Source organism: Rhodococcoides fascians NBRC 12155 = LMG 3623, from assembly GCF_001894785.1.
GTDB lineage: Bacteria > Actinomycetota > Actinomycetes > Mycobacteriales > Mycobacteriaceae > Rhodococcoides > Rhodococcoides fascians.
Genome location: NZ_BCWW01000002.1, coordinates 273,916 through 296,569 on the forward strand (window position 1 = coordinate 273,916; position 22,654 = coordinate 296,569).

Consider the following 22,654-nt stretch of genomic DNA (forward strand, 5'->3'; position numbering starts at 1 on the left):
CGGTCATCCTCTGGTCGTTGTCAGCGGCGCGCTGATCAGGGCTTCGACTGTCGTATGGGGGACGCGGTCGTGCCAGCGGGCGGTATTGAGTTCGTAGATGCGTTCGCCCGCCTTGACCGCAGCGGTGCGGTCGAGCAAGTAGTGGCGACACTCGGCGATGAACTGCTCTGTGTCGTCGAACGTGGGGAGCTCGAAGATGGAATCGAGCGACCCGACGGCCGCCGACGTACCGACGACGGGCAGGCCCTTGCTCGCCGCGTCGAGAATCTTGACGCGAACCCCGCCGCCGGTGGCGACCGGCGCGATCAGAGCACGGCACGTGCCGAGGAATTCCTGCAGGTCGTCGACGAAGCCGAGGTCTCGCACACCCGCCGGGTAGACAGGATCCTTGGCACCCGGGGCCTTCGCACCGATGATGCACAGTTCGGCACCCTCGATGCCTGCGGAGATCGCCGGCCAGTAGTCGAGCGCGATCTTGAAGGCATCCTGGTTCGGTGGCCAGTCACGAGTCCCCATGAACACCAGACGTTTCGCGGTCTCGGACAAGTCGAGCTGCGGCGCGGGTTCGAGGGTGAGATCGATCCACCGAGCATCCCGTACCCCGTGGTCACGGTACATCTGTGCTTCGTCGGCATCGTAGGTTCCGACGGCATCCGCGGCACGGGCGACGCGAATCTCGTCACGCAGGATGCGGGGTGCCTCGACTCGGCCGATCGACCCGCGGGTCACCTTCCACACCTGGGATTCGGTGTTGACGGTGTTGATCGCGAACGGTGATCCGAACTTGGCCGACCGCAGAAACGACTCGGCCATGTAACTGTGTTCGGCCACATACACATCCGACTCGGAAGCGTCGATGGCGTCGCGGAGGGCGTCGATGTCGTAGCGTCCGTGGACAACCGATCGGGTCGGCCGCAGGGACTTCAGCAGCAACCGGGCGTCGACCTTCGGCTTGGGTACGCGGACCACGTCGGCGACGACATCGGTTTCCTTCGACAGGCAGATCGAGCGAACCTCGAACGCCTCCCGCGCGAGTTGCATCATCAACCGCGACAGTGCGATGTCGCCGCCGTGCTCCGTAACGGGGTCCTTGGACAGCAAGAATGTTGCGCGTCTCATTGCCGCACCTCTTCTTTCACCGGATCGAGATACAGGGCGCGCATGAACCAGACGAGCAGAACGGCGTCGGTGATCACCGACGCGATGGCCGCACCGATGGCACCGAGGGGGAACAGACACACCACGAGCAGCATCTTCAGCGGTGCCAATGTCGCGGCAGCCAACACTCGGGTGCGGTCTCGATGCTGGAGGTAGAGCACGGTGGTGAAGACGTGGTTGAGCACGCGCATCACGACGAACAACGACATGACCATCAGTGCACCTGCCACCTGAGGGGAGGCCGGGGTGAAGAGCAGTACGGTGCCCGCCGCCAGCAGCAGCGATCCCGCGGCGCAGCCGAGCATCGTCGTGTGCTTCAACGCCGGACCGGCAGTGACCGATCCGTCTGCTGCACGCAGCTTCTCGTGGAAGGTGTGGCCGAAGGCCTGACCGACGAACGCCACTGCCCAGGCCGTCACCGAGGCGACGGAGTAGTAACCCGCGACGGTGGAGTCGGTGAGGAAGCCGAGCAGTAACACGTCACCCTGGATGTAGACGGCGTTGGCGAGGTTCTCCGAGAACAACATCGACATTTCGCGCCACGAACCGGGCAGCCGCGGCGCTGCCCCACGGGTCCGCAGTGCGGAGAGTACGGCGATGACGAAATACGGTGCCGCGTACAGAAGACTGGTCACGACCAACGTCGGCTCAGGGGCCACAAACAGATACGCCGTGGCGAGTGCGATGGACGTTGCCTGACGCGTGGTGTCCATGCGCTGGGTGAGATCGGGGCGGCCGTCGCGTAGGGCTTGGCTTTTGTAGGCATTGAAGACCAGTTCGCCGCCGCCGATGACGAGTGCAAACCAGGCGATGTAGCTCACCGGAATCAGGCACAACCCGGCCACGATCAGAGCGGTACCGGTGAGAACGCGAGTGGTGCGCTCGCCCAGAAACTCTCGCTCTGCCACGCGTATGGATCGCACGGTGAACGGATGATCCAGCGGCGCTGCGAGTATCGCGGCGAGCGCGAACGCCATCGCGTACTGGCCGTAATCGGAGATGCCAAGCTTGGCGATCAGGGCGATGGTCCACAACAGGCCGATGCCGCGGCCCCCGTACGTCCACAGTGCCGCGACCCCGGCCTTGAGCAGATTGCCATTCACTTCGACCACACCGCTACGAAGTTCTCGGCCACGAGATGAGGAGCATTGGCGCTGCGTAGGGTCTCCACTTCGCGGCGCAGCCGGGTCAGAGCCGCGCGGTCGGTGACGAGGCGGGCGGTGGCGTCGGCGATCTCGTCGGTCCCGCCGGCGACAACCAGGGCGCCACCGTCGGTTTCGGACAGTGCGCCTTCCTCTAGACACACCATCGGAGTTCCGTAGGCCACGGCGCGGCTCACCGATCCCGACGCGGGGAAGGCATCGCCGTAGACGGACCGCTTGCCGTAGGGGACCACCAGGGCACGGATGGAGCCGAAGAATGCATCCTCGTCCGGTCCGTTCACCTCGCCGAGAATCTCGACCCCGTCGACCGGCGCGAGTAGTTCGGTCCCACGACCGGCGATGCGGATGGCGATCTCTTTCGGCAGGCGATCCCGAAGCTGTTGCAGCTGATCGAATCCCTTACCCCGGTACACGAATCCGAACAGCCCGACGGCCAGCGGTCGGTCCTCGGCGGGAGTCAGGTCGGGGCGTTCGGGAACGAAATGCATGACGGCCTCGGCCGTGACGTCCGGGTAGGCGCGCTCGAGTGAATCGGCCCCGGAGCGGGTGAGTGCGAACAGGGTCCGACTGCCCACCACGCTGCGTTCGAGGCGACGCCACGCCTTCCGAAGTGGATAGTGCAGGCCGTGATTGAGCACCTTCTTGCTCGCCAGGAACTTGGTGCGGGCCGGCCACCAGACGATGCCGGGCGGATCGTGCACGGTGGCCGTCACCATGGGATTTCCCGTGAGCCCCGCCGTGGCCCAGAACGGCATCACCGAGCCGCCGCTGAACTCGCAGTGCACGATCGTCCGCTCGGGGTCGGCGTCGACGAGCTCTCGAATTGCTCTGCGGTGCCGCAGAATATCGCGCACCGAGTGCGATCCGGGCCCGTCGTGGCGGTACTCGACCACCTCACCGAAGTGCGGTCGCACGGCCGCGGCGAAGTCGTCGGCATAGTCGCCCACACCGCCGACCCCGGAGCGGGGAGCGATGTAGACGAGTCGGCAGTCGCGCAGGATCATCAGTAGAACAGGGGCCGATACTTCGGGCGGTACGCGAGAGCCTTCGGGTCTCGCATGGCCCGCACCTTGGCCGGCACGCCGGCAACGACTTCGAGTTCGCCGACGTCGCCGCGGACCATCGAGCAACCGCCGACGACGGCACCGCGACCCAGCGTGACTCCGCTCAACAGCGTGCTGCGACTGGCGATCCACACGTAGTCGCCGATGACGCAGGGTTCGAGGATCGGGGTGAACTCGGGGGAGTTATGGTCGTGGTAGCCGCCGATGATGTGCGTGTCACTGGCGATGACGACGTTGCTGCCGATCGTGATGCCGCCTCGGGCGTCGAGCATGCACCGGAACCCGATGGAGCAGGCGTCACCGATGGTGAGGCCCTCGGGATCGAGGATGGTGGTACCGCGGAAGATCGACACGTCCTTGCCGATGGTCGCACCGAACGCGCGCAGGAAGTTCTGCCGAATCCAGTGGGACGGAATGAAGGTGACGATCATGTTGAAGCCGAGGGTGCCGACGCGATTGCGTAGCTTCCGCTTGAACGTGATGTCCTGCATCTTGTAGTTCGACACCTCGAAGATCTCGGGCTCGGTGTCCGTCGGACGTTCCACCGCTGTCATGCTGCCATCTCCTCGGTCATGTCGAATTCGACCATCGCACGGACGATTTGGTCGAAGTCCTTGGTCGGTGCCCAGCCCAGCAGAGTTCGGGCCTTGGTGGCGTCGCCCACCATCCTGGCCGAATCGGCGGGTCTGAGCATCTCGGAATCGCTCCGGACGTAGTCGCGCCAGTTGTCGATGTTCACGGCCGCGAAGGCCGCGGCCACGAAATCGGCGACGCTGTGCGCCCGGCCTGTCGCCACGACGAAGTCGTCGCCCTTGCCGTACTCGGCCATCGCCGCCATCGCGTCCACGTAGTCCGGTGCCCAACCCCAGTCGCGGACCGAGGTGAGATTGCCGAGCTCGAGAAAGTCGAGACTGCCGCGGGCGATGGACGCGGCGGCCTTGGTGATCTTGCGGGTGACGAAACTGTCGGGCCTACGGGGTGATTCGTGATTGAACAGAATCGCGTTGGTCGCCTCCAGTCCCCGCGAGCGATACACCTCGACCATGTTGTGGCTCAGCGCTTTCGACGCACCGTACGGTGACGTCGGTGCCACCCGGGTGGATTCGTTCTGCAGGCTCACGCCCGATCCGGCGAAGATCTCGGCACTGGAGGCGTTGATCATCACCACGCGTCTGCCCGACGCCTCCTGCTGGGTGAAGCACGCGTCCAGCAGGGCGGCCGCGGAGACTCCGTTGACTCGGGTGGTGAGCACCGGGTCGTTCCAGGATCGCCACACCGACGAGATGCCCGCGAGGTGGAAGACGTAGTCGGGTGCGACGTCGCGAATCAGTGCGCGTGTGACCCCGTGATCGCTCAGTTCGACGTCGTGTCGCGTCACGCCTGTACCGACCGTGTCGGGTGTCGCGCCGGGCTTGGCGACGCCGTGTACCGACCAGCCGCGTTCGAGGAGCAACTCCGACAGGTAGCTGCCGTCCTGGCCGCCCACCCCGGTGATCAGTGCGGTGGGGCACTGCCCGGGTTTCACGCGATTGCAGCCGTGTCGGGTGATTGCTCGGCGAGGTCGTTCTGCACCATCATCGCAACCAGTTCGGGGAAGGCAACTTTCGGCTTCCAGCCCAGTGCCGCGTGTGCCTTGGCGGAGTCGCCGACCAATAGGTCGACCTCGGCCGGCCGGAAGTAGCGTGGGTCGATCTTGACGTAGGGCTCCCAGTCGACGATGTTCACGGCCGCGAAGGCGTGATCGAGCAGTTCTCGAATCGAGTGGGTCTCGCCGGTGGAGATGACGTAGTCGTCGGCCTCGTCCTGCTGCAGCATCAGATACATGGCTTCGACGTAATCGCCGGCGAAGCCCCAGTCGCGCTTGGCGTCGAGGTTGCCCAGTGAGATCTCGCTCTGCAACCCCAGGGCGATGCGAGCGACGGCCTGCGAGATCTTGCGGGTGACGAATTCCGGCCCACGGCGGGGCGATTCGTGATTGAACAGGATGCCCGAGCTGGCGTGCATGCCGTAGGACTCGCGGTAGTTGATGGTCATGTAGTGGCCGTAGACCTTGGCGACTCCGTACGGGGAGCGCGGCCACAGCAACGTCTCCTCGCGCTGCGGTACCTGCTGCACCTTGCCGAACATCTCACTGCTCGACGCCTGGTAGAACCGCACCTGCTTGCCGGCGACCTGCTCGTACAGCCGCGTCGACTCGAGCATGTTGAGCACTCCGCCGCCGGTGACGTCGGTGGTCAGGCGGGCGTTCTCCCAGGAGTACGCCACGAACGACACCGCTCCCAGGTTGTAGACCTCGTCGGGGTCCGCCACGGCGAAGGCCCGCATCAGTGCCGAGAGATCGAGCAGGTCGCCGTGCAGGATCTCGACCTGCGGCAGAACCTGCTCGAGCATCGTCGCTTTCGGATTGTTCTGTCCGCGTAGCAGACCGAACACCCTGTAGCCCTTGCTCAGTAGCAGCTCGGCAAGGTAGAGGCCGTCTTGTCCAGTGATTCCGGTGATCAATGCGCGCTTGGTCACGACGCCGCCCTCTCGATGGTTCCCGTGTGGAGCTCGGTTACTGCAGCGTTCAGTTCGGCAGCGAAGGTGTCCTCGCCGAACTGTTCGACGTGTTCCTTGATTTTCGACGGCTCCCAGGTGGTCGCTTCGAGTTCGGTGACGGCTCGTCGGATCGAATCGGGCTGTGGCTCATCGAAGTACACACCGGACACGCCTTCTTCGACGGTGTCGAGAAAGCCGCCCCAACGAAGCACAGCACTGGGCTTGCCGTGGTAACCCGCTTCGATGGGGGTCAGTCCGTAATCTTCATAGCTGGCGGCGATCAATCCGTTACAGCCCTGGTAGAGCCACGTCATTTGACCGGACGTCAGATCGCTGAGCATGAGGACGTTGTCGGACTTGAGTTTTCGCAGTCTGTCCGCCTCGGGGCCGCGGCCGACGACGATCAGTGTGCGGTCGGTGCCGTCGAACGCGGCCATCACCTTGTCGACGTTCTTGTACGGCAGCAGGCGCGAGATGCACAGGTAGTAGCCGGAACCGTCGAGCCAGGAGGCGGCGTCGGGTATCGGCTCCGCAGGTGCTGTCTCGACGGTGAACGGGGCGGGCACCACCGTGGACGTGATGCCGTAGGCATCGGCGATTCGCCGCTGCACCACGGTGGAGATCGCGAGATAACGGTCGGCCGTGAACGCGGCCTTGCGGTCCCATCTGCGCAGTGGCCACGAGAGCGTCTTGAGCGCAACACGTTTTGTGGGGCTACGGGATTCGCCCAGATACATGTCGGACTCGTAGAGCCACCGCGCGGGGGAGTAGCAGTAGATCAACTTGCGGCCCGAGGTGTGGAATCCGTGCGCCCAGCCGCTGGTGCTGGCGAGCACCACGTCGGCGTCGATTTCGATGGAGCTCGATGCGAAGGGGAGCAGGGGAAGCGCGGCGCGGTGGTTCTTGCGGAGGAACCCGACTCGGTTCAACGTCGAGGGCCGAACGTCCAGCCCCGAGAACTCCGGGAAGGTGGTCGACGGCTCGAACAGCGTTGTGTAGATGGGGGCCTCGGGAAACGCTCGAGCCATGGCCAGAACGACCTTCTCCGCCCCGCCGCGTTGTGTCAGGTAATCGTGCGCGATCGCGACACGGACGCCATCGGTGTCGGTCATGCCGAGTCCGCGTGTTCACGTGGCCGAAAAGGTTGCGAATCAGCATTATTGGTCTTCATCTACAAACCCATCGTTGCAAACCGATCTCGAATGGAGCTAGGGCGCGTCAGACGCCGAATGGACACCCGTCGTGCGCCGATGCACGGTGGGCGTCGAATTCAGAGTGTCCCCCGACGAGACTGCGAACGAATGGACACGATCCTGCCACGAAGGGTCATTCGTTCGTTGTCTATGAATATCCGGTTTACGGACAAATAGAAAGCGTTAAGTGAGGTGGTTCACAACGCAAAATAACTCGGCGGCGTAGCGGAAACCGCACCTTCGCCCAGAGTTAACGCGGACGCAATAGAGGCATCGAGAAATGATCGGTGAGAACGTATTTCACCATTCATCGGATAGATGAATTGTTGATCGAACGGGCGAGAAATTCACCGAGTGACGGTGGTGCCGACCCATGGTGTCCAGGTGATGGCTCCGTACTGGAACGTCACCCGCACTCCTCCGCCGTACTGCGGAATCTCGTCGCTCGTCGCCGGGCCCAGCGTGGGGTCCCAGGCGGCGAAGATGCCGCCGCCGATGTTGTGGGTACCGCCGACGGCGGTGGAGAACACCCGCAGGCCGTAGGGGCTGTCGAAGTCCTGGTACGTGCCGTTGAACGGAGTGGTGGGCAGGAACCCGGTCGGGCGCACCGCTTCTGCGACAGCGCGCGGTACGGCGACGAATCCGTTGGCCCGCTCGTACAGCACCGCGTCCTGGCGGTACTGCGCCCAGGTGTCGCGGACGGGGAACACCGGGCCGAGAACGGCACCGGAGTTGTTCGGCGCGGCCGCGAAGCGGGTGTATTCGGCCGTACGGGGAATGTTGTTCTGCAGCAGGTTCATCAGACCCCACAGTGCGGGCTTGGCCGACCAGTCGGTGTGCAGCAGGCCGAAGGTCATCTCCGGGTCGTTGCTACCGGTCTGCTTGTCGCGCAGCTGGTACAGGAAGATCGGCCCCGCATAGGGCAGCTCCCGCCATTTGGTGACGAAGTCCGTGATCATCGCGTTCTGTTGGTCCTCGGTCGCTACCGAGGTGGGCACCCCGTATTCGGTGGCCCAGATCTTCTTGTTGCCGTCGCCGTTGGCGACCATGGCCGCGCGCATGTCGAGCACCTGGCGGGCCGGGGCGTGGTCGACGTACGGGCCCTCGGAGAACTTCAGCGAATACTGATACGGGTGGTAGGAGAGGGCGTCGAACGAGCCTGCGGCACCGGCGGAATACATCTGGTTGGTGAACGTGACGGGGTTGACGTTGCCGTACCCGTCCTCGGTGGCACCGAGGACGCCGCCGACGACGGTGGCTGCGGAGTCTGCCGCCTTGATCTTCGGATACGCGGCTTTGAGCAGGGCGGTGTACCCGGCCGGGTCGGGCTGCGGCGCATAGAACATCGAGCCGTTGGGTTCGTTCCAGATCTCGTAGTCGGCCACCTTGCCCTTGTACCGGGCTGCGACTTTGCCGGCGAAATCACCGAAGGCGGCCGGCGACGCGGGACGGGTACTGATGGTCTGGTTCACCGGGGAGGTCGCCCACGGCGGGGTGTACGCGATGATGCCCAGCATCGAGATGTTGGCGGCGCGCAGCCTGTTCACGACGCGGTCCACAGCCGTCCAGTCGAGCTGGTTCTTGGTGTATTCGACGGTCGACCACGGGATGGCCACGCGCATCGATTTGATGCCCGCGGCGGTCACGAATTGCACGGTGGTGTCGAGTTCGGCGTCCGTCGCCCACAGCAGTCCGCCGCCGTCGGAGATGCCGACACCGGGCGGCGTCGGGGCAGCCTCCGCGCGTGACTGTCCGCCGACGAGGTGGTCGGGTGGCGTCAGTACCGAGGTCGCTCCGGACGCAAGGCCGGCAGCGACGATCAGAACGGCTGCTGCCGTGATCGCTGTGCGAATGCGGCCGCGAATATGAACCATCTCGAATTCTTTCCACCAGGGGGTCCGTACCAACAATTCGACGGGCCGGTGTGCTGAATCATTGCACTACGAACACGCTTTCGTGCAAATCGAAACGTGACGGTGAATTCTTATGAAACCGCTGGTCGAGTGTCGTGTGCCGAAAACAAGCCTTTCGAACCGATACGCGTACCGGCCGCGGCATCGATCTCGGTTTCCGACGACTTTTCCCATGCGTGGACGAGGAATGCGTACATCACCGAAAACGCCATTGTGGTGGCCGGGATGGTGACCACGGGGAAGTCGAGCTGCAACGCGACGACCGCGAATCCGATCATTCCGCCGCCGTAGAACCCGTCTTCCCAGCGTCGTGACCGCAGTAGCCGGTAGCCCACGATCGCGATGACGACGAGGATGGCGACGAAGGCAATTCCGGCTACGAGGCCGCCGCGGTAGATGGTCAGCAGCGGGGTGTTGGCGACGTAGTTCACCTCGAAAGCGACCGTGGGGTCTTTGAATTCTGCACGGCCCCAGCCGAGTCCGAACATCCAGTGACCCTGCATGTGCCCGGGGAACTCGACCAACGCGTCACCGCGTGCGCTCGATCCGGCGTCTTCGTTGCCGAACGAGGAGAAGACGCGGCTCCGCACACTGGGAACCGCGAGAGCCCCGACGAAGGCCGCGGCGAAGGCTCCGACGATGGCCAGCCGCTCACGGGTGCGCAGCTGCTGGAACAGCAGCATCAGCACCACCCCGAACACCACCGAGAACAGTGCGGCCCTCGAGAGCGTCAGCACGATCGACAGAAACAGCAGTGCCGCAAGCACAGTCCGCAGCTGTCCCCGCAGGAGCAGGATGCACAGCATCAACGCGAGCACGAAACCGATGCCGGCTGCGTTGGGGTCGATGTACGTCCCGGCCAGGCGAACGGTGGTGGCACCCGAGCTGCTGTAGACGAACCGAGTGCTTTCCTCCTCGACTCCGTAGCCGAATATCGACAGATAGCGAATGAGTTTTCCGGCGGGATCGGCGACGAAGACGATCAGAGCGAATGCGGCAGCGGCCGAGGCCGCGTAGACGTAAATTCTGCCGAACAGCGCCAATTCCTCACGCGGCAAGCGCAAGAGGCAGATCACGACGAGGGTCGAGACGAGCCATTGGCCGAATTCGACGTAATCGACCAGCGCACCACTCGTCGCGAACAACGACAAGGCCGAAAGAATTATCAGCGCGATCATCGGTATTTCGGGCCATGTGATGCGGCTCACCACTGTGCGGTGAATCACTGTCGCGAGAACGACGGCGATACCCAACGCGAACACCAACGGTACGTGAACGCCGGGCACGTAGCCGAACGGCAGGGCCCCGAGCGAGAAGGCAAGCGCACGAGACAAATACAGCGGATGACGTAGGCCTATGTACACGCCGACGGCCAGTACGACGAGGGCGAACACACCCACGGTGGCCGCGGTTCCGCCCACGATCATGGCGGCAGTGACGACCACTGGAACGGCCACGATGGCTGCCGCGTGAAGTCGTGGCGTGATGCTCATGGGCTCTGATGTTGTCACGGTTTCATTCGCTCGCAACACGTACGCCGTGCCGAATCCTTCGCTGCGCTTTATTCTTTGCCACTACCGAAGGTTTTCGATGGGAGATCGCGTGGAGATTCGAGAATACGGCCGCATTCTTCGCGCGGGTTGGTGGATCGTGGCACTGGCGACGGTCCTCGGCATCGCCGCGGGATGGGCCTACACACTCTTCACGACGCCGCAGTATCAAGCTTGCGCCCGATTGTTCGTCACCACCGAAGGCGGCAGCTCGGTCGGTGAGGCCTACCAGAACAACCTGTTCTCGCAGGAACGGGTGACGTCCTACGCCGGATTGGCCACCAGCGCACAGGTTGCCCAGCGAGCGGTGGATCAATTGCAGTTGCAGATGTCCGCCGACGACCTCCGCTCGCGCGTCACCGCAACACCCATCGAGAAGACCGTGCTGCTCGATCTGTGCGCCACCGACCCCGACCCCGCGGTCGCCCAGGTGTTGACCAACGCAGTCGCCGGGCAGCTCACCCAGGTGATTCAAGAACTCGAAACCTCGCAACGAGGGGGCAGCGCCGCGGCCGGCGCGACCATCGTCGACCAGGGCGACGTGCCGTCCACGCCCATCGGCATGGGGCTACCCACCGCACTCGGACTCGGCGGTGCCATCGGGTTCGTCCTCGGGGTGGCGCTCGCGCTGCTGCGCGGGCTGCTCGATCGCTCGATTCGCGATCGGACTCGGGCAGAGGAGATCTCGGGCAAGGCCGTGCTGGGCGGACTTCCGGTCGACACGACGCGACCCGGTTCTGCAGTGGCCTCGATGACCGAGCTGGGGGAGCCGCTTCGCGCTCTGCGCACCAACATTCGATTCCTGGGCGGTGGGTCCCCGCCCCGGGTCATCGCCGTCACCAGTGCCTCCTCCGGGGAGGGCCGCACCAGTACGGCCATCGATCTCTCGGCGATCCTCGCCGAGGCGGGACACACCGTGTTGCTCGTCGGCGGCGATCTGCGCGACGCTGCCCTGGGCTCCCGGTTGGGTCTGAACCAGGACAGGGGCCTGTCGACGGTGCTCTCCGGTGAACACCACGTCGAGGACGCCATCGTTCCCGGCGCGTTCGGTGGCGTGTCGGTGTTGCCGTCGGGCCCGGTACCGCCGAACCCCAGCGAACTCCTCGGATCGGATCGAGCGCAGCTGCTGCTGGAGTCGCTGCGCGGCGACTACCGCTACGTCATCGTCGACACCCCACCCCTGCTCGACGCCACCGACGGCGCGATTCTCACCGCATTGGCCGACGGCGCACTGGTTCTGGCGCGGACGGGCCGCACCACCCGAGACAAGCTCCGACGTGCAATCAAGGTGCTCGACGGCGTCGGCGGCACCGTGCTGGGTGTGGTGACCACGTTCGAGCCCTCGACGCGACGGTCGTCGAAGACCGCACCCCCCGCGGCCACCGACGAAAGTACCTCGACTGCAACGTCATCCGCGAAGCCCTACTCCACCGCACGTCGGCATGCCGCGGCAACGAGCGATTCTGCGAGCCCGTCGGCGAGCAGAGGCTAACTCGATGTCACCGAGGTTCGCGGTGCGGATCGGTGTCGTCCTGACCGCCGCGGCAGTATCGATCTCCTGCTCTCAGCAGCCGTCGGTGGTGCTCCCTCCCGATGCCCCCACGGCTCCCGTCACCGCGCAGGCGCGCGCGTCGGAACCACCGCCACCGTCGAACTTCGGTGGTACGGAGCCAGGGTCGTTGATCTCGGCCGAGCCGATTCGAGACATCGCCGTCGACATCAGCGAACTGGGTGCGACGGCAACCCGGGTGGTCTATCGGTCGACGTCGGGCGTCACCGGCCAGCCGACGGAGGTCTCGGGAACCGTCGTCGTTCCGGCCGGCACTGCTCCCGAGGGCGGGTGGCCGGTGGTGTCGTTCGGGCACGGCACCACGGGAGTTCTCAGCGCGTGCGGCCCTTCCCTGTATGCGAACCTGCTCGGCAACGCACCCATCGTGGCCGCGCTCGTCCTCAACGGCTTCGCCGTCACGATGAGCGACTATCAGGGTCTCGGGCTCGAGGGCTCGTACCATCCCTACCTCGATGCGAAGACGTTCGGCTACAACATGATCGACGCGGTACGGGCCGCCAGGAACTTCCTGCCCACTCTGAGTTCACGGTGGTCGGCGTACGGCGTCTCGCTCGGCGGGATGGCCGCATGGGCGGCGAGTGATCGCAATGCCGAGTACGGCGGTGGGCTCGAGCTGGTCGGCACCGCGGCCATGGTGCCGGTCTCGGACATGACGGGCCTGGCCGACGCCGCCGCCAACGAGACTCTCACCCGGGCTCAGTACCCACTGCTGATGTACGCCCTGCATTCGTTGGCGATCTCGCATCCCGAGATGAACCTGGACGACTATCGATCCGGCTTCGCCCGGGAGCGATGGGACGACCTGATGGAGTGCGTCCCGCCCGGGTCGTTGGACGTTCCGGACCTGCAGACGCGGGTGCAGGCTGCGGATCTGAAGCCGGTGAGCGTCGAGGCGACCGATCGTCTACGCGGATACCTCTCGGATATGGCACTGCCGCAGCAGGGTTCGAGCACACCGCTGCTGGTGATGTACGGCAGCGAGGACGATCTGATTCTTCAGCCGTGGACGGAGAAGGCGCTGCAGCGAGCGTGCGCGTCGGGCGACGTCGTCGAATACGAGCTGCATCAGGGAGAGGGCCACGGTGATCTGGACAGCAGTAGGTCGCTGCCGTGGGTCAAGAGCATGTTCGCTGGACAGCGCCCCGTCGATACGTGCGAGTTGAATCGATGATCGCTCCTGCCGGCGTGCCGAGACTCAAGGACTACGGCCGAATGCTGTTGTCCGGCTGGGCACTGATCCTCGCGGCCGCCGTGTTGTCGGCCGGTGCCGCGTGGCTGGCGACGTATCTGGTGGAGCCGTCGTACACCGCCACCTCGCGAGTGTTCGTCACTGCGCCGGGCCCGGTGTCACCGAAGAACTCGCTCGACGGCAACCGAAGCTCGTTGGTTCGGGTGGAATCGTATGTGCAGCTGGCCACCGGTGAGCAGGTGTTGCGACGGGTCATTGCCTCGCAGGGCTTACCGGTGGAACCGGCGGACCTGAAGAACGACATCACCGTGGTGCCGAGCCCCGGTTCGGCGCTCATCGACATCTCGGTGGTGAACGCCGATGCGGAGCGTGCGCGCGACATCGCCAATTCGGTTGCAGTACAGCTCATCAAGCTCGTGGAGGAGATCGATCTGGGGAACAACGGGCCGGTATCGGCGGTGACTTTGGTCGACGCGGCCACCACACCGAGCTCGGCGTCGTCGCCGATCGTGGGCAACAACGTGATGCTGGGGGCCGTCGCGGGGATCATGGTGTCCGGCGTGCTCGTGCTGGCGCGGGGCATCTCGGGGGATTCGATTGTCCACCGCGATCAGGTGGAGGACATCGTGAAGCAGAGCATGGGGGAGAGACTGTGACGAAGGATCGAATACCGCTGTTGCGCAGAGCCACCGGGGCGGGTGCGCTGGCACTGATGCTGGCGGCGTCGGGCTGCTCGTCGGACGCACCCGCGGTGGACCCGGAATCGGCGGCATTCGGTGCGTCGCTGACGGCCGATTTCAGCGAGGACGGCCCAGGATCTCTCGACAGCGCGGAGGAGCTGCTCACCATCGACCGACGGTTGAGCGGTATCTCCTCCGTCGCGGCGCGGGTGGTCTACGAGTCCACCTCGGGCGTCGACGGTTCGACGCAGCGGGTATCGGGCACCATCTTCGCCCCGGAAGGCACTGCACCCGAGGGTGGTTGGCCGATCATCGCCTACGGTCACGGCACCACGGGCGTGTTGCCCGATTGCGGCCCGTCGACGGATCCGGAACTGCTCGGGAGTTCGCAGATCGTCGCCGCGCTGGTGCGTTCCGGTCACGTGGTGGCGGTATCGGACTATCAGGGTCTCGGGCTCGACGGCTCGTACCATCCTTACTTGGACGCACGGACCGTTGGAAACAACCTGATCGATTCGGTACGTGCCGCGCGCAAGCTGGTACCGAACACCTCGACGCGGTGGGCGTCGTTCGGCGGCTCGCAGGGTGGCCAAGCAGCCTGGGCAGCAAACGAACTCGCGTCCACCTACGGAGCCGGCCTGGACATGGTCGGGTCGGTCAGCCTGGTACCCGCAGCAGACATCACCGGGCTGGCGGCGGCCGCAGCGAACGGCACACTCACTGCAGACCAGAAGCCGCTGCTGCAGTGGGTGTTGGTGGGCCTGTCGAAGTCCTATCCGGAGCTCGATCTGGACGACTACCGCAGGGGCATCGTCGCCGAGAAGTGGGAAGAGTTCTCCGCGTGCGGCGGAGCGCTCGCTGCAGATCGGACCTCGCTCGCCGCGCAGATCGACGACGACGATCTGCGCCCGGCAACGCCGGAAGCCACCGCGGTGCTCCAGGGCTACCTCCGCGAGATGAGCCTGCCGAAGTCTCCTGCTGCGGCACCGATGCTGGTGATCTACGGTGGTCAGGACACGTTGATCTCGCAGCCGTGGACCGATGCCGCAATCGCGGCCGGGTGTGGCAGCGGCGACACCATTCAATCTGTACTACAACCCAATTCCGGTCACGCAGACATCGACGGTGCTGCTGCGTTCGGATGGCTGAACGACCGGTTCGCCGGTACTCCGGCCGTCAACTTCTGCCCGGCTTCACCGCCGGCACCGTGACCTCGAAGTAGGTACCCATGACCGCCACGCCAGACAGCACCGCAGCCGCAGCCGTCGATCCAGTAGCGACAACGCCGGCCACCCCACAGGTCGATGCGCCGAAGCGTCCGGCACGCATTCTCGGTCTCGACGGACCTCGCGGTTTCGCGTGCCTGTGCGTGCTCGCCGTGCACGTCGGCGGCCATTACTCACCACAGACCGTGGCGACGTACAAGCTTGGGCTGTTGGGGCAGGGGCTCATCTTCTTCTTCGCCCTGTCGGGATTCCTGATCTTCCTGCCGATGGTGCGAAAGTTGTTCGACAACAAGCCGATGCCGAACAACGTCAGTTACGCGCTGCATCGCCTGCTTCGCGTGTTTCCGGCGTATCTGTTCATCTTCCTGTTCGCGAACTTCGTGATGCGGGCGGTGTTCGTGGAGAACGCGGCCGTGGCCGAGCGTCACTTCACCGACAACGGCCTGGGTGTGCTCACCGATCCGTTGACGCTGCTGGCCAACCTGACGTTGGTGCACTCCTACATTCCGAGCATGCTGCAGACCGGCATCAACCCGTCGTGGTCGCTGTCGCTCGAGTTCGCGTTCTACATTGCACTGCCGCTGCTGACCGGTATCGCATTCTTCCTCCGCAAGCGCACCTCGATACCGGCACCGGTACTCGCGATGATTCCGGTGGTGGTGATGTTCGTCGTCGGCGTCACCGGCAAGCTCTACACCGCCTCACGCGTCGGGCCGTCGGGCATCACCGATCCGAAGCTGCTCGACTGGGGTCCCAACGAGATTGCGGTACTGAGTCGGAGCTTCTGGTCTCTGGCAGACAACTTCACGTACGGAATGCTCGCGGCCGTCGTCTTCGTAGCGATCGACACCGGCATGCTGAGGGGCGCGCTCGCCACCAGAATGCGGTGGTGGACCGGTATCGCGATGATCCCGACGGCGGTGATCTCGTTGAAGCTGATCGACGACAACTCGCGCTGGCAGAGCTCCACTGTCGCCTTCGGTTCCGCGCTGCTCATCCTGTTCATCATCGTGCCGCTCGCGCGTGGGGAGAAGTCCGCACTGGCCGAGCGGGCGGACTGGGCACCGCTGAGCTATGTCGGCATGATCTCGCTGAGCGTGTACCTGTGGCACTTCCCGGTGCTGATCATGATCGGGCGCTTCGGGTGGTTGGCCGGCGACAGCGTGCCGGGCATGGCCTGGAACTTCCTCGTCATAGCCGTAGTGAGCATCGCGTTCGGTTCGTTGACGTACCGGTTCATCGAGAAGCCGGCGTTGTCGTATGCACGTAGATTCAAGGCCAGCAAGTAGATCCATGCGCATCCCACGTCGCGCGGTAGCAGCGCTGCTGGTGCTGCCGCTGCTCGGCGGATGCGCCGCCGCGGTGCCGATCGGCGCTCAGGTCCAGGGAGCAGTGGCCGCTGCAGTACGGGGATCGGACCCGGAACCGCTGGTGATCGCCGATCCCGGTACGGGTAGCGGCTCCGTCGTCAGTGCCGAGACCATGCCCAATCTGCCGGTGCAGGTGCGCCTTTCGGGTGTACACGCAGCACGCGTGGTGTACCGGTCGTCGCAGACCGATGCAGGGGAGCGGGAAGTATCGGGCACGGTCTTCACCCCCGACGGCGATGCCCCCGACGGCGGGTGGCCGATCATCTCCTACGCCCACGGCACGACGGGCATCGAGCAGGAGTGCGCTCCGTCGAGGTCGGGCTCTCTGCTCGGTGCCTCGGCCCTCGTACAGGGTTTCACCGCAGCAGGATTCGCAGTGGCTATCACCGACTACGAGGGACTGGGCCACGCCGGACATCATGCGTACCTGGACAACATCACCGCCGGATACGACGTCATCGACGCGGTGCGTGCCCTGCGCACTGTGTTCCCGAGCGTCGGAACGCGATGGGCCGCATTCGGTGGATCGCAGGGCGGCGGCGCAGCATGGGCGGCGAACGAACTCGCCGCGACGTATGCGCCCGAACTGGACCTGGTGGGGGCTGCGGCTCTGGCCCCGGCAGCGAACATGGTGGGTCTGGTGGACAAGGCCGCCGCGGGTACGTTGACGACGGACCAGGGGCCGTTGCTGCAGTGGGTACTCGAATCGTGGGCTCGACGTGACCCGCGCGTGAATCTCGACGACTATCGCAGCGGCACTGCGGCTCAGGACTGGACCGCGCTCTCGGGATGCACGCCGGACCGGGCCGGTGCCCGAGACGATGCAGTGAAACAACTGGGCAACAACGACTTTGCGCCGACGTCTCCGGCGGCCGCCGCCACGCTGCGGGACGAGCTGGCGTCGATGGCTGTGCCCCAGGGACCGGCGTCGGCACCGATGTTGGTGGCCTATGGCGATTCCGACACCTACATCGACGCGGCGTGGACGGACGACGCACTGGCGCGCGCCTGTGCGTTGGGAGACGTGATCACCATCGACCGGCAGGCGGGGCGGGGACATGGAGATGTGAACGGCGACGCCGTCACTCAGTGGCTCGCCGATCGATTCGCCGGAACGTCGGCACACAACGATTGCGGGTGAGGGGGACTCATGGGGTTACGACAGGACCTGGTGGTTCGCGCGAAGGATGTCGTCAAAAGACGTCTCGGTCGTGGCATCCCGGTGGAGGTGTTCGACGAGCCGTATCTGGTGGTCGCGGTACTGGGGCAGTCCAATGCCCACGGGGCTGGGGTGGGGCTGGATCGCGACGGGCTCGACGCCCTGCATCCGCGGGTGCATCAGTGGGCGGCCTCGGGTAGGTCGAAGAACACCGTCGTCGCGGGAAGTAACCCGCTGTTCCACGAAGTGCCCTCCAAAGCAGTCGGATTCGGGCCAACCTTCGCAGGACATCTCGCCGATGCAACCGGCGGGCCGGTGTTGTTGGTGCCGTACGCGCGTGGTGATTCCGGGTTCGCTCGCATTCACGGTATCTCGTGGGATCCCTCGGACACCGGAGCCCGGATCAATCTGTTCCACAATGCGATGACGCGCATTCGCTCGGGTCTGAATATCGCGCCCGGCAACGAGCTGGCCGCGGTGCTGTGGCATCAGGGTGAGAGCGACGTGCCGCTGCTGACGGGGCCGGCGTATGCGGAGAAGCTCGATTTGCTGATCGACACGGTACGGGCGTATTTCGGGGAGGTGCCGTTCGTACTGGGTCAGATGGTGCCCGAGGAGATCGAGGGAGGGCACGCGAACTATTCCGTGATCGACGCGGTGCATGCTGATACCCCGCGGCGTCGGGCATCGGTGGCATACGTCCCCGGGCCGAGGGATCTCTACAACAGCGAGACCGAAAAGATTCACTACAACGCGGCCGGTCAGCGGGAGTTGGGCCGGCGGATGTGGGACGCCTTTGTGGGCATGCAATCGAATGTCCGACGTTCGACCGACACGGCTTGACATCGGCAACGAATGCCAGTCTTAATGAGCCGAGGGGAGGGCTCTCACACCACATCGGGCGGCGTGCGCAATGCCGTGGACGCGTGTAGTTAATACGAGAGAAAAATGTAACGACCTGGGGATTCTGTTCGATCAACACACAGGATCTCAAGGCTGTTACCAAGTGACACAGCAAGTATCCAACGATAGGCTTCACGACGGGGTGGCACGGTGCAGTGTCGATCACGCAGGGGTTCGGCAACGCAGAAGTACCAAGGGGAAGAAACGTGTCGATCAGCGAAATGGGAATGCAGAGTTCCGTCGTGTCGCGCCGTGATGCCAGACGGCTGAGCAAGGTGACGTCGCGTCGCGAGTGGGAAACGCAGTACACCGAAGGCCTTCGGGTTACCGACACTTTGGTTGTGCTCGGCGCGGTGACTGTCGCGCAGATCATTCGGTTCGGTGAGATCGACTTCCGTAGCCCGTGGTCGATCGCCGGCTACATCGGTGTCTCGGGTGTGCTGGCAATTCTGTGGCTGGCGTTTCTCGCCATCTTCCGTACTCGCTCGCCGCGAGTGATCGGCAACGGTTCCGAGGAATACCGTCGTATCGTCTCGGCCGCGTTCCGACTGTTCGGCACAGTCGCGATCCTGTCCTTGCTGTTCCGCTTCGATATCGCACGTCTCTATCTCGCCATCGCGTTCCCCGTCGGCTTGATCGGACTGCTGCTGAGCCGGTGGGCGTGGCGGAAAGTAGTGTCGCGTAGGCGTTCTCGTGGTGGCTATCAGACGTCGGTGCTCATCGTGGGTAGTCGCAGTTCTGCGCTGTCCATGGCGCAGTCGTTCGAGCGTTCACCCGAGTCCGGCTACAGCGTGGTGGGCATCTGCTTACCCAACTTCGAACCCGGCAACGACACCTCGTTCACCATCGACGGCGTCGAGATCCCGGTACTGGGCGACGAGCACAGCGTGGTCGAGGCCATCGAGGTTTCCGGAGCAGACACCGTGGCGGTGACGGCCACCGAGCACATCGGCCATCACGGGCTGCGAAAGATGGTGTGGGACCTCGAGAAGAAGAAGGTGGACCTCGTCGTCTCGCCCGGTGTGGTCGATGTGGCCGGCCCCCGTCTGGTGATGCGTCCGGTGGCGAATTTCCCGCTGATCCACGTCGAGAAGCCGCAGTACAACGGGGCCAAGCGGTTCAGCAAGACGGCGTTCGACTTCCTGTTCGCCACGTCGGTCCTGCTGCTCATCTCGCCGATCCTGATCACGCTCGCCGTGATCATCAAGTTCACCAGCAAGGGCTCGATCTTCTACAAGTCCGAGCGAATGGGCATGGACGGCAGGCCCTTCCAGATGATCAAGTTCCGCAGCATGGTCCAGGACGCAGACCAAAGGGTGCAGGAACTCGCTGCCCTCAACGAGGGTGCGGGCGGGGTGCTGTTCAAGATGCGCGACGACCCCCGCGTCACTCGCGTGGGCAAGGTGATGCGCAAGTTCAGCCTCGACGAGCTCCCGCAGTTCGTCAACGTTCTCAGACGCGAGATGAGTGTGGTGGGTCCGCGGCCGCCGTTGCGCAGCGAGGTCGAAACGTACGACGGCGAAGTACGGCGACGGTTGCTGGTCAAGCCGGGCATCACCGGACTGTGGCAGGTGAGCGGCCGATCGGATCTCTCGTGGGAAGAGAGCGTGCGTCTGGACCTCTCGTACGTCGAGAATTGGTCCATGACAGGCGATTTGCTCATCATCGCAAAGACGGCGGTGGCGGTGCTGGGCAGCGAAGGGGCGTACTGACCGCTCCGGCAGTATTCACCCTGCAGTGGGTCGGTTCTATTCGTATCATTCGGCAATGACCACTGTTTCGGAGAACGGACGTGATGCAGCCATGGCGCAGAATTCATTTCACGATTTTCTGGCCGATCGCATCGACCGAATAGCGCGGGTTCATCTGAACAGGTCGACGTCGTTGCACGCAGTGATCTCGGACAGCGTCGATGCCTACACCGCGGCGTTCGCCGAATATCACGGCACCGATTCTCCGTTGGATCTACTCGACCCGGAGGTCCGCGCCGAGCTCAGCGATTTCATCCACCGCTGCGCCGAGGCCGTCGAGGAGCCGGAGAACCCGCAGTTCCCTGTCCGACGATAGTGCCTTCCCTCCGCTGCTGACGTAGTCTGGCCGGGCCTGGCGAGTCACTCAGTTTGGCTCCCCGACTCCCGGGTACCTCCTCAACGCTCATTTGTCATTCAGCCGGAATTGTCCGGAAGTTGTCTTTGGGCGCTCACAATGTCGACCCGATACTGCGGAACCGTCAGGGTTGCGTTCGAGACCGAGGAGATTGCCGACGTATGCGCATCACAGTGTTCGGAACCGGGTACCTGGGCGCTACCCACGCGGCGTGTATGGCAGAGCTGGGACACGACGTACTCGGAGTCGACGTCGACGAGTCCAAACTCCGCAAGCTGGAATCCGGTGAGGTGCCATTCTGGGAGCCCGGGTTGACAGAGGTTCTGCAGCGCAACATCGCGGCGGGCCGTCTTCGCTTCACCGCGTCGTACGCGGAAGCTGCCGAGTTCGCCGAGGTGCACTTCCTGGGTGTGGGAACTCCTCAGCGAAGGGGCGAGTACGCCGCCGACATGAAGTACGTCGACTCAGTTATCGAGACGCTCGCACCGTTGCTCACCAAGCCCGCCGTGATCTTCGGCAAGTCCACCGTTCCCGTCGGCACCGCCCAGCGGCTCGGCAGCATGGCCCGCGAACTAGCGCCGGCAGGCGACAGCGTCGAGGTTGCCTGGAACCCCGAGTTCCTTCGCGAAGGCTATGCCGTCAAAGACACGCTCCGCCCTGACCGCCTGGTGCTGGGTGTCGATCGTGAGCGGCCGGGCAGGGCAGAGGAGCTGGCCCGCGAGGTCTACGCGCAGCTGCTCGAGGAGCAGATACCGTTCCTGGTGACCGATCTGGCCACGGCCGAGCTGGTCAAAGCCTCGGCCAATGCGTTCCTGGCCACCAAGATTTCGTTCATCAACGCCATCGCAGAGGTGTGCGAGGCGGCCGGAGCAGACGTCACCGTCCTCGCCGACGCCATCGGCCACGACGAGCGCATCGGTCGAAAGTTCCTGAACGCCGGCATCGGTTTCGGCGGCGGCTGCCTACCCAAGGACATCCGGGCGTTCATGGCCCGTGCCGGGGAGCTCGGTGCCGATCAGGCGCTGACGTTCCTCCGCGAGGTCGACAACATCAACATGCGACGACGCACCCGCATGGTCGAGTTGGCACGTGAGGCGTGCGGCTCGCTACTCGGTGCGCGGGTGGCTGTGCTGGGCGCGGCCTTCAAGCCCGACTCCGACGACGTTCGTGATTCACCGGCCCTCAACGTGGCCGGTCAGATCCAGCTCCAGGGTGCAACGGTCAACGTGTACGACCCGAAGGCGATGGAGAACTCCAGGGCGCTGTTCCCCACGCTGGCCTACAACAACACCGCTCTCGAGGCCTGCGAGGGTGCCGATGTGGTGTTGGTTCTGACGGAGTGGAAAGAGTTCAAGGCCCTGGTTCCCGGCGACCTGGACGGCGTGGTGCGCAGCAAGAAGCTGATCGATGGCCGCAACTGCTTGGACCCGGAGCAGTGGCGGGCGGCGGGTTGGAACTACCGCGGCTTGGGTCGGCCCTGAGTGCGAGCAGGCACATCGATCGCGCAATTCATTCGATGGAATGGATTGTCGGCCTGTTGTGCTTGCTGATATCTGTAATCCGCGTTAACGCACACTGCCTTAAAAGGCAAACGTCTTGCTTTGCACTCGTCGACAAGTGCTGATGTTCGTTAAAAGCGGTCGACGCCGCGATTGACGGGTAAATCACCCGATAAACAGCGCTGAACACTGTGAGTGGTCACCAAGGTGCGTTGATCGTGCTCGTGTGTAACGGTTTTGGACCTCGCGGCGGTTACGCCTTGGAAGTCCTAGTGATCCGTTTCGCCTCGTCAGCGCATGTGTGGTAAACCGAACCAACGCTGTTATTTGTTTGTGATCTGCGCCGCTCGCGTGGTGCTTCGCATAACAGCGT

19 protein-coding genes are annotated in these 22,654 nt (G+C 64.4%); 10 read left to right on the top strand and 9 right to left on the bottom strand.

Annotated elements, in window-relative coordinates:
* Window positions 1–3: 3 nt before the first annotated feature.
* From RFA01S_RS07335 to RFA01S_RS07375, 9 genes are all read right to left on the bottom strand, one after another.
* Entirely contained in the window at window positions 4–1,119 is a 1,116-nt protein-coding gene (locus RFA01S_RS07335) for a glycosyltransferase (RefSeq protein ID WP_032406122.1), read from the bottom strand.
* Window positions 1,116–2,270, bottom strand: coding sequence for a lipopolysaccharide biosynthesis protein (locus tag RFA01S_RS07340; protein ID WP_238325029.1), 1,155 nt, complete (start codon window positions 2,268–2,270; stop codon window positions 1,116–1,118). Before RFA01S_RS07340 ends, RFA01S_RS07335 begins: the two co-directional genes overlap by 4 nt.
* Window positions 2,258–3,325 carry a glycosyltransferase gene (locus RFA01S_RS07345; RefSeq protein WP_032406123.1) on the bottom strand — a complete coding sequence of 356 codons (1,068 nt, stop codon included), beginning with the start codon at window positions 3,323–3,325 and terminating at the stop codon, window positions 2,258–2,260. Before RFA01S_RS07345 ends, RFA01S_RS07340 begins: the two co-directional genes overlap by 13 nt.
* Window positions 3,325–3,939, bottom strand: coding sequence for an acyltransferase (locus RFA01S_RS07350; RefSeq protein ID WP_032406124.1), 615 nt, complete (start codon window positions 3,937–3,939; stop codon window positions 3,325–3,327). The genes RFA01S_RS07345 and RFA01S_RS07350 overlap by 1 nt, the downstream gene beginning before the upstream one ends.
* Window positions 3,936–4,910 (bottom strand): GDP-mannose 4,6-dehydratase, encoded by a 975-nt coding sequence (locus RFA01S_RS07355; RefSeq protein WP_032406125.1) that lies wholly within the window; start codon window positions 4,908–4,910, stop codon window positions 3,936–3,938. Before RFA01S_RS07355 ends, RFA01S_RS07350 begins: the two co-directional genes overlap by 4 nt.
* Window positions 4,907–5,902 (bottom strand): GDP-mannose 4,6-dehydratase, encoded by a 996-nt coding sequence (locus tag RFA01S_RS07360; protein ID WP_032406126.1) that lies wholly within the window; start codon window positions 5,900–5,902, stop codon window positions 4,907–4,909. Before RFA01S_RS07360 ends, RFA01S_RS07355 begins: the two co-directional genes overlap by 4 nt.
* Window positions 5,899–7,035: a glycosyltransferase gene (locus RFA01S_RS07365; RefSeq protein WP_032406127.1), complete on the bottom strand. Its 1,137-nt coding sequence runs from the start codon at window positions 7,033–7,035 to the stop codon at window positions 5,899–5,901. The genes RFA01S_RS07360 and RFA01S_RS07365 overlap by 4 nt, the downstream gene beginning before the upstream one ends.
* 428 nt (window positions 7,036–7,463) lie before the next feature.
* The gene (locus RFA01S_RS07370) at window positions 7,464–8,990 is read right to left on the bottom strand and encodes a cellulase family glycosylhydrolase (RefSeq protein ID WP_032406128.1); all 1,527 of its coding nucleotides are present in this window, start codon (window positions 8,988–8,990) and stop codon (window positions 7,464–7,466) included.
* A gap of 110 nt (window positions 8,991–9,100) precedes the next feature.
* A complete protein-coding gene (locus tag RFA01S_RS07375; protein ID WP_238325030.1) occupies window positions 9,101–10,522 on the bottom strand; it encodes an O-antigen ligase family protein in 1,422 nt (473 codons plus the stop codon).
* Window positions 10,523–10,631: 109 nt separating this feature from the next.
* Between RFA01S_RS07375 and RFA01S_RS07380 the strand changes: the two genes are divergently transcribed.
* From RFA01S_RS07380 to RFA01S_RS07425, 10 genes are all read left to right on the top strand, one after another.
* Window positions 10,632–12,071: a tyrosine-protein kinase domain-containing protein gene (locus tag RFA01S_RS07380; protein ID WP_032406129.1), complete on the top strand. Its 1,440-nt coding sequence runs from the start codon at window positions 10,632–10,634 to the stop codon at window positions 12,069–12,071.
* Window positions 12,072–12,075: 4 nt separating this feature from the next.
* Entirely contained in the window at window positions 12,076–13,320 is a 1,245-nt protein-coding gene (locus RFA01S_RS07385; protein ID WP_032406130.1) for a lipase family protein, read from the top strand.
* The gene (locus RFA01S_RS07390) at window positions 13,317–13,994 is read left to right on the top strand and encodes a YveK family protein (protein ID WP_032406245.1); all 678 of its coding nucleotides are present in this window, start codon (window positions 13,317–13,319) and stop codon (window positions 13,992–13,994) included. Before RFA01S_RS07385 ends, RFA01S_RS07390 begins: the two co-directional genes overlap by 4 nt.
* The gene (locus RFA01S_RS07395) at window positions 13,991–15,229 is read left to right on the top strand and encodes a lipase family protein (RefSeq protein WP_238325031.1); all 1,239 of its coding nucleotides are present in this window, start codon (window positions 13,991–13,993) and stop codon (window positions 15,227–15,229) included. Before RFA01S_RS07390 ends, RFA01S_RS07395 begins: the two co-directional genes overlap by 4 nt.
* A 17-nt stretch (window positions 15,230–15,246) precedes the next feature.
* Window positions 15,247–16,533: an acyltransferase family protein gene (locus tag RFA01S_RS07400; RefSeq protein ID WP_032406131.1), complete on the top strand. Its 1,287-nt coding sequence runs from the start codon at window positions 15,247–15,249 to the stop codon at window positions 16,531–16,533.
* Between the two features lie 4 nt (window positions 16,534–16,537).
* On the top strand, window positions 16,538–17,755 hold the full coding sequence (locus RFA01S_RS07405) for a lipase family protein (protein ID WP_032406132.1): 1,218 nt from the start codon (window positions 16,538–16,540) through the stop codon (window positions 17,753–17,755).
* A gap of 9 nt (window positions 17,756–17,764) precedes the next feature.
* Window positions 17,765–18,616: a sialate O-acetylesterase gene (locus RFA01S_RS07410; RefSeq protein ID WP_052060410.1), complete on the top strand. Its 852-nt coding sequence runs from the start codon at window positions 17,765–17,767 to the stop codon at window positions 18,614–18,616.
* A gap of 281 nt (window positions 18,617–18,897) precedes the next feature.
* Window positions 18,898–20,388 (top strand): sugar transferase, encoded by a 1,491-nt coding sequence (locus RFA01S_RS07415; RefSeq protein WP_139278413.1) that lies wholly within the window; start codon window positions 18,898–18,900, stop codon window positions 20,386–20,388.
* A gap of 55 nt (window positions 20,389–20,443) precedes the next feature.
* Window positions 20,444–20,743, top strand: a complete 300-nt coding sequence (locus tag RFA01S_RS07420) for a hypothetical protein (protein WP_032406133.1) — start codon at window positions 20,444–20,446, stop codon at window positions 20,741–20,743.
* A 200-nt stretch (window positions 20,744–20,943) separates the two neighbouring features.
* The gene (locus RFA01S_RS07425; RefSeq protein WP_032406134.1) at window positions 20,944–22,263 is read left to right on the top strand and encodes a UDP-glucose dehydrogenase family protein; all 1,320 of its coding nucleotides are present in this window, start codon (window positions 20,944–20,946) and stop codon (window positions 22,261–22,263) included.
* Window positions 22,264–22,654 lie beyond the last annotated feature (391 nt).

Coding starts and splice junctions, on each gene's coding strand:
- RFA01S_RS07365 (WP_032406127.1), bottom strand. CDS start 7,035: ATGACCGACACCGATGGCGTCCGTGTCGCGATCGCGCACGATTACCTG.
- RFA01S_RS07350 (WP_032406124.1), bottom strand. CDS start 3,939: ATGACAGCGGTGGAACGTCCGACGGACACCGAGCCCGAGATCTTCGAG.
- RFA01S_RS07425 (WP_032406134.1), top strand. CDS start 20,944: ATGCGCATCACAGTGTTCGGAACCGGGTACCTGGGCGCTACCCACGCG.
- RFA01S_RS07420 (WP_032406133.1), top strand. CDS start 20,444: ATGACCACTGTTTCGGAGAACGGACGTGATGCAGCCATGGCGCAGAAT.
- RFA01S_RS07390 (WP_032406245.1), top strand. CDS start 13,317: ATGATCGCTCCTGCCGGCGTGCCGAGACTCAAGGACTACGGCCGAATG.
- RFA01S_RS07400 (WP_032406131.1), top strand. CDS start 15,247: ATGACCGCCACGCCAGACAGCACCGCAGCCGCAGCCGTCGATCCAGTA.
- RFA01S_RS07405 (WP_032406132.1), top strand. CDS start 16,538: ATGCGCATCCCACGTCGCGCGGTAGCAGCGCTGCTGGTGCTGCCGCTG.
- RFA01S_RS07415 (WP_139278413.1), top strand. CDS start 18,898: ATGGGAATGCAGAGTTCCGTCGTGTCGCGCCGTGATGCCAGACGGCTG.
- RFA01S_RS07335 (WP_032406122.1), bottom strand. CDS start 1,119: ATGAGACGCGCAACATTCTTGCTGTCCAAGGACCCCGTTACGGAGCAC.
- RFA01S_RS07410 (WP_052060410.1), top strand. CDS start 17,765: ATGGGGTTACGACAGGACCTGGTGGTTCGCGCGAAGGATGTCGTCAAA.
- RFA01S_RS07370 (WP_032406128.1), bottom strand. CDS start 8,990: ATGGTTCATATTCGCGGCCGCATTCGCACAGCGATCACGGCAGCAGCC.
- RFA01S_RS07345 (WP_032406123.1), bottom strand. CDS start 3,325: ATGATCCTGCGCGACTGCCGACTCGTCTACATCGCTCCCCGCTCCGGG.
- RFA01S_RS07385 (WP_032406130.1), top strand. CDS start 12,076: ATGTCACCGAGGTTCGCGGTGCGGATCGGTGTCGTCCTGACCGCCGCG.
- RFA01S_RS07375 (WP_238325030.1), bottom strand. CDS start 10,522: ATGAGCATCACGCCACGACTTCACGCGGCAGCCATCGTGGCCGTTCCA.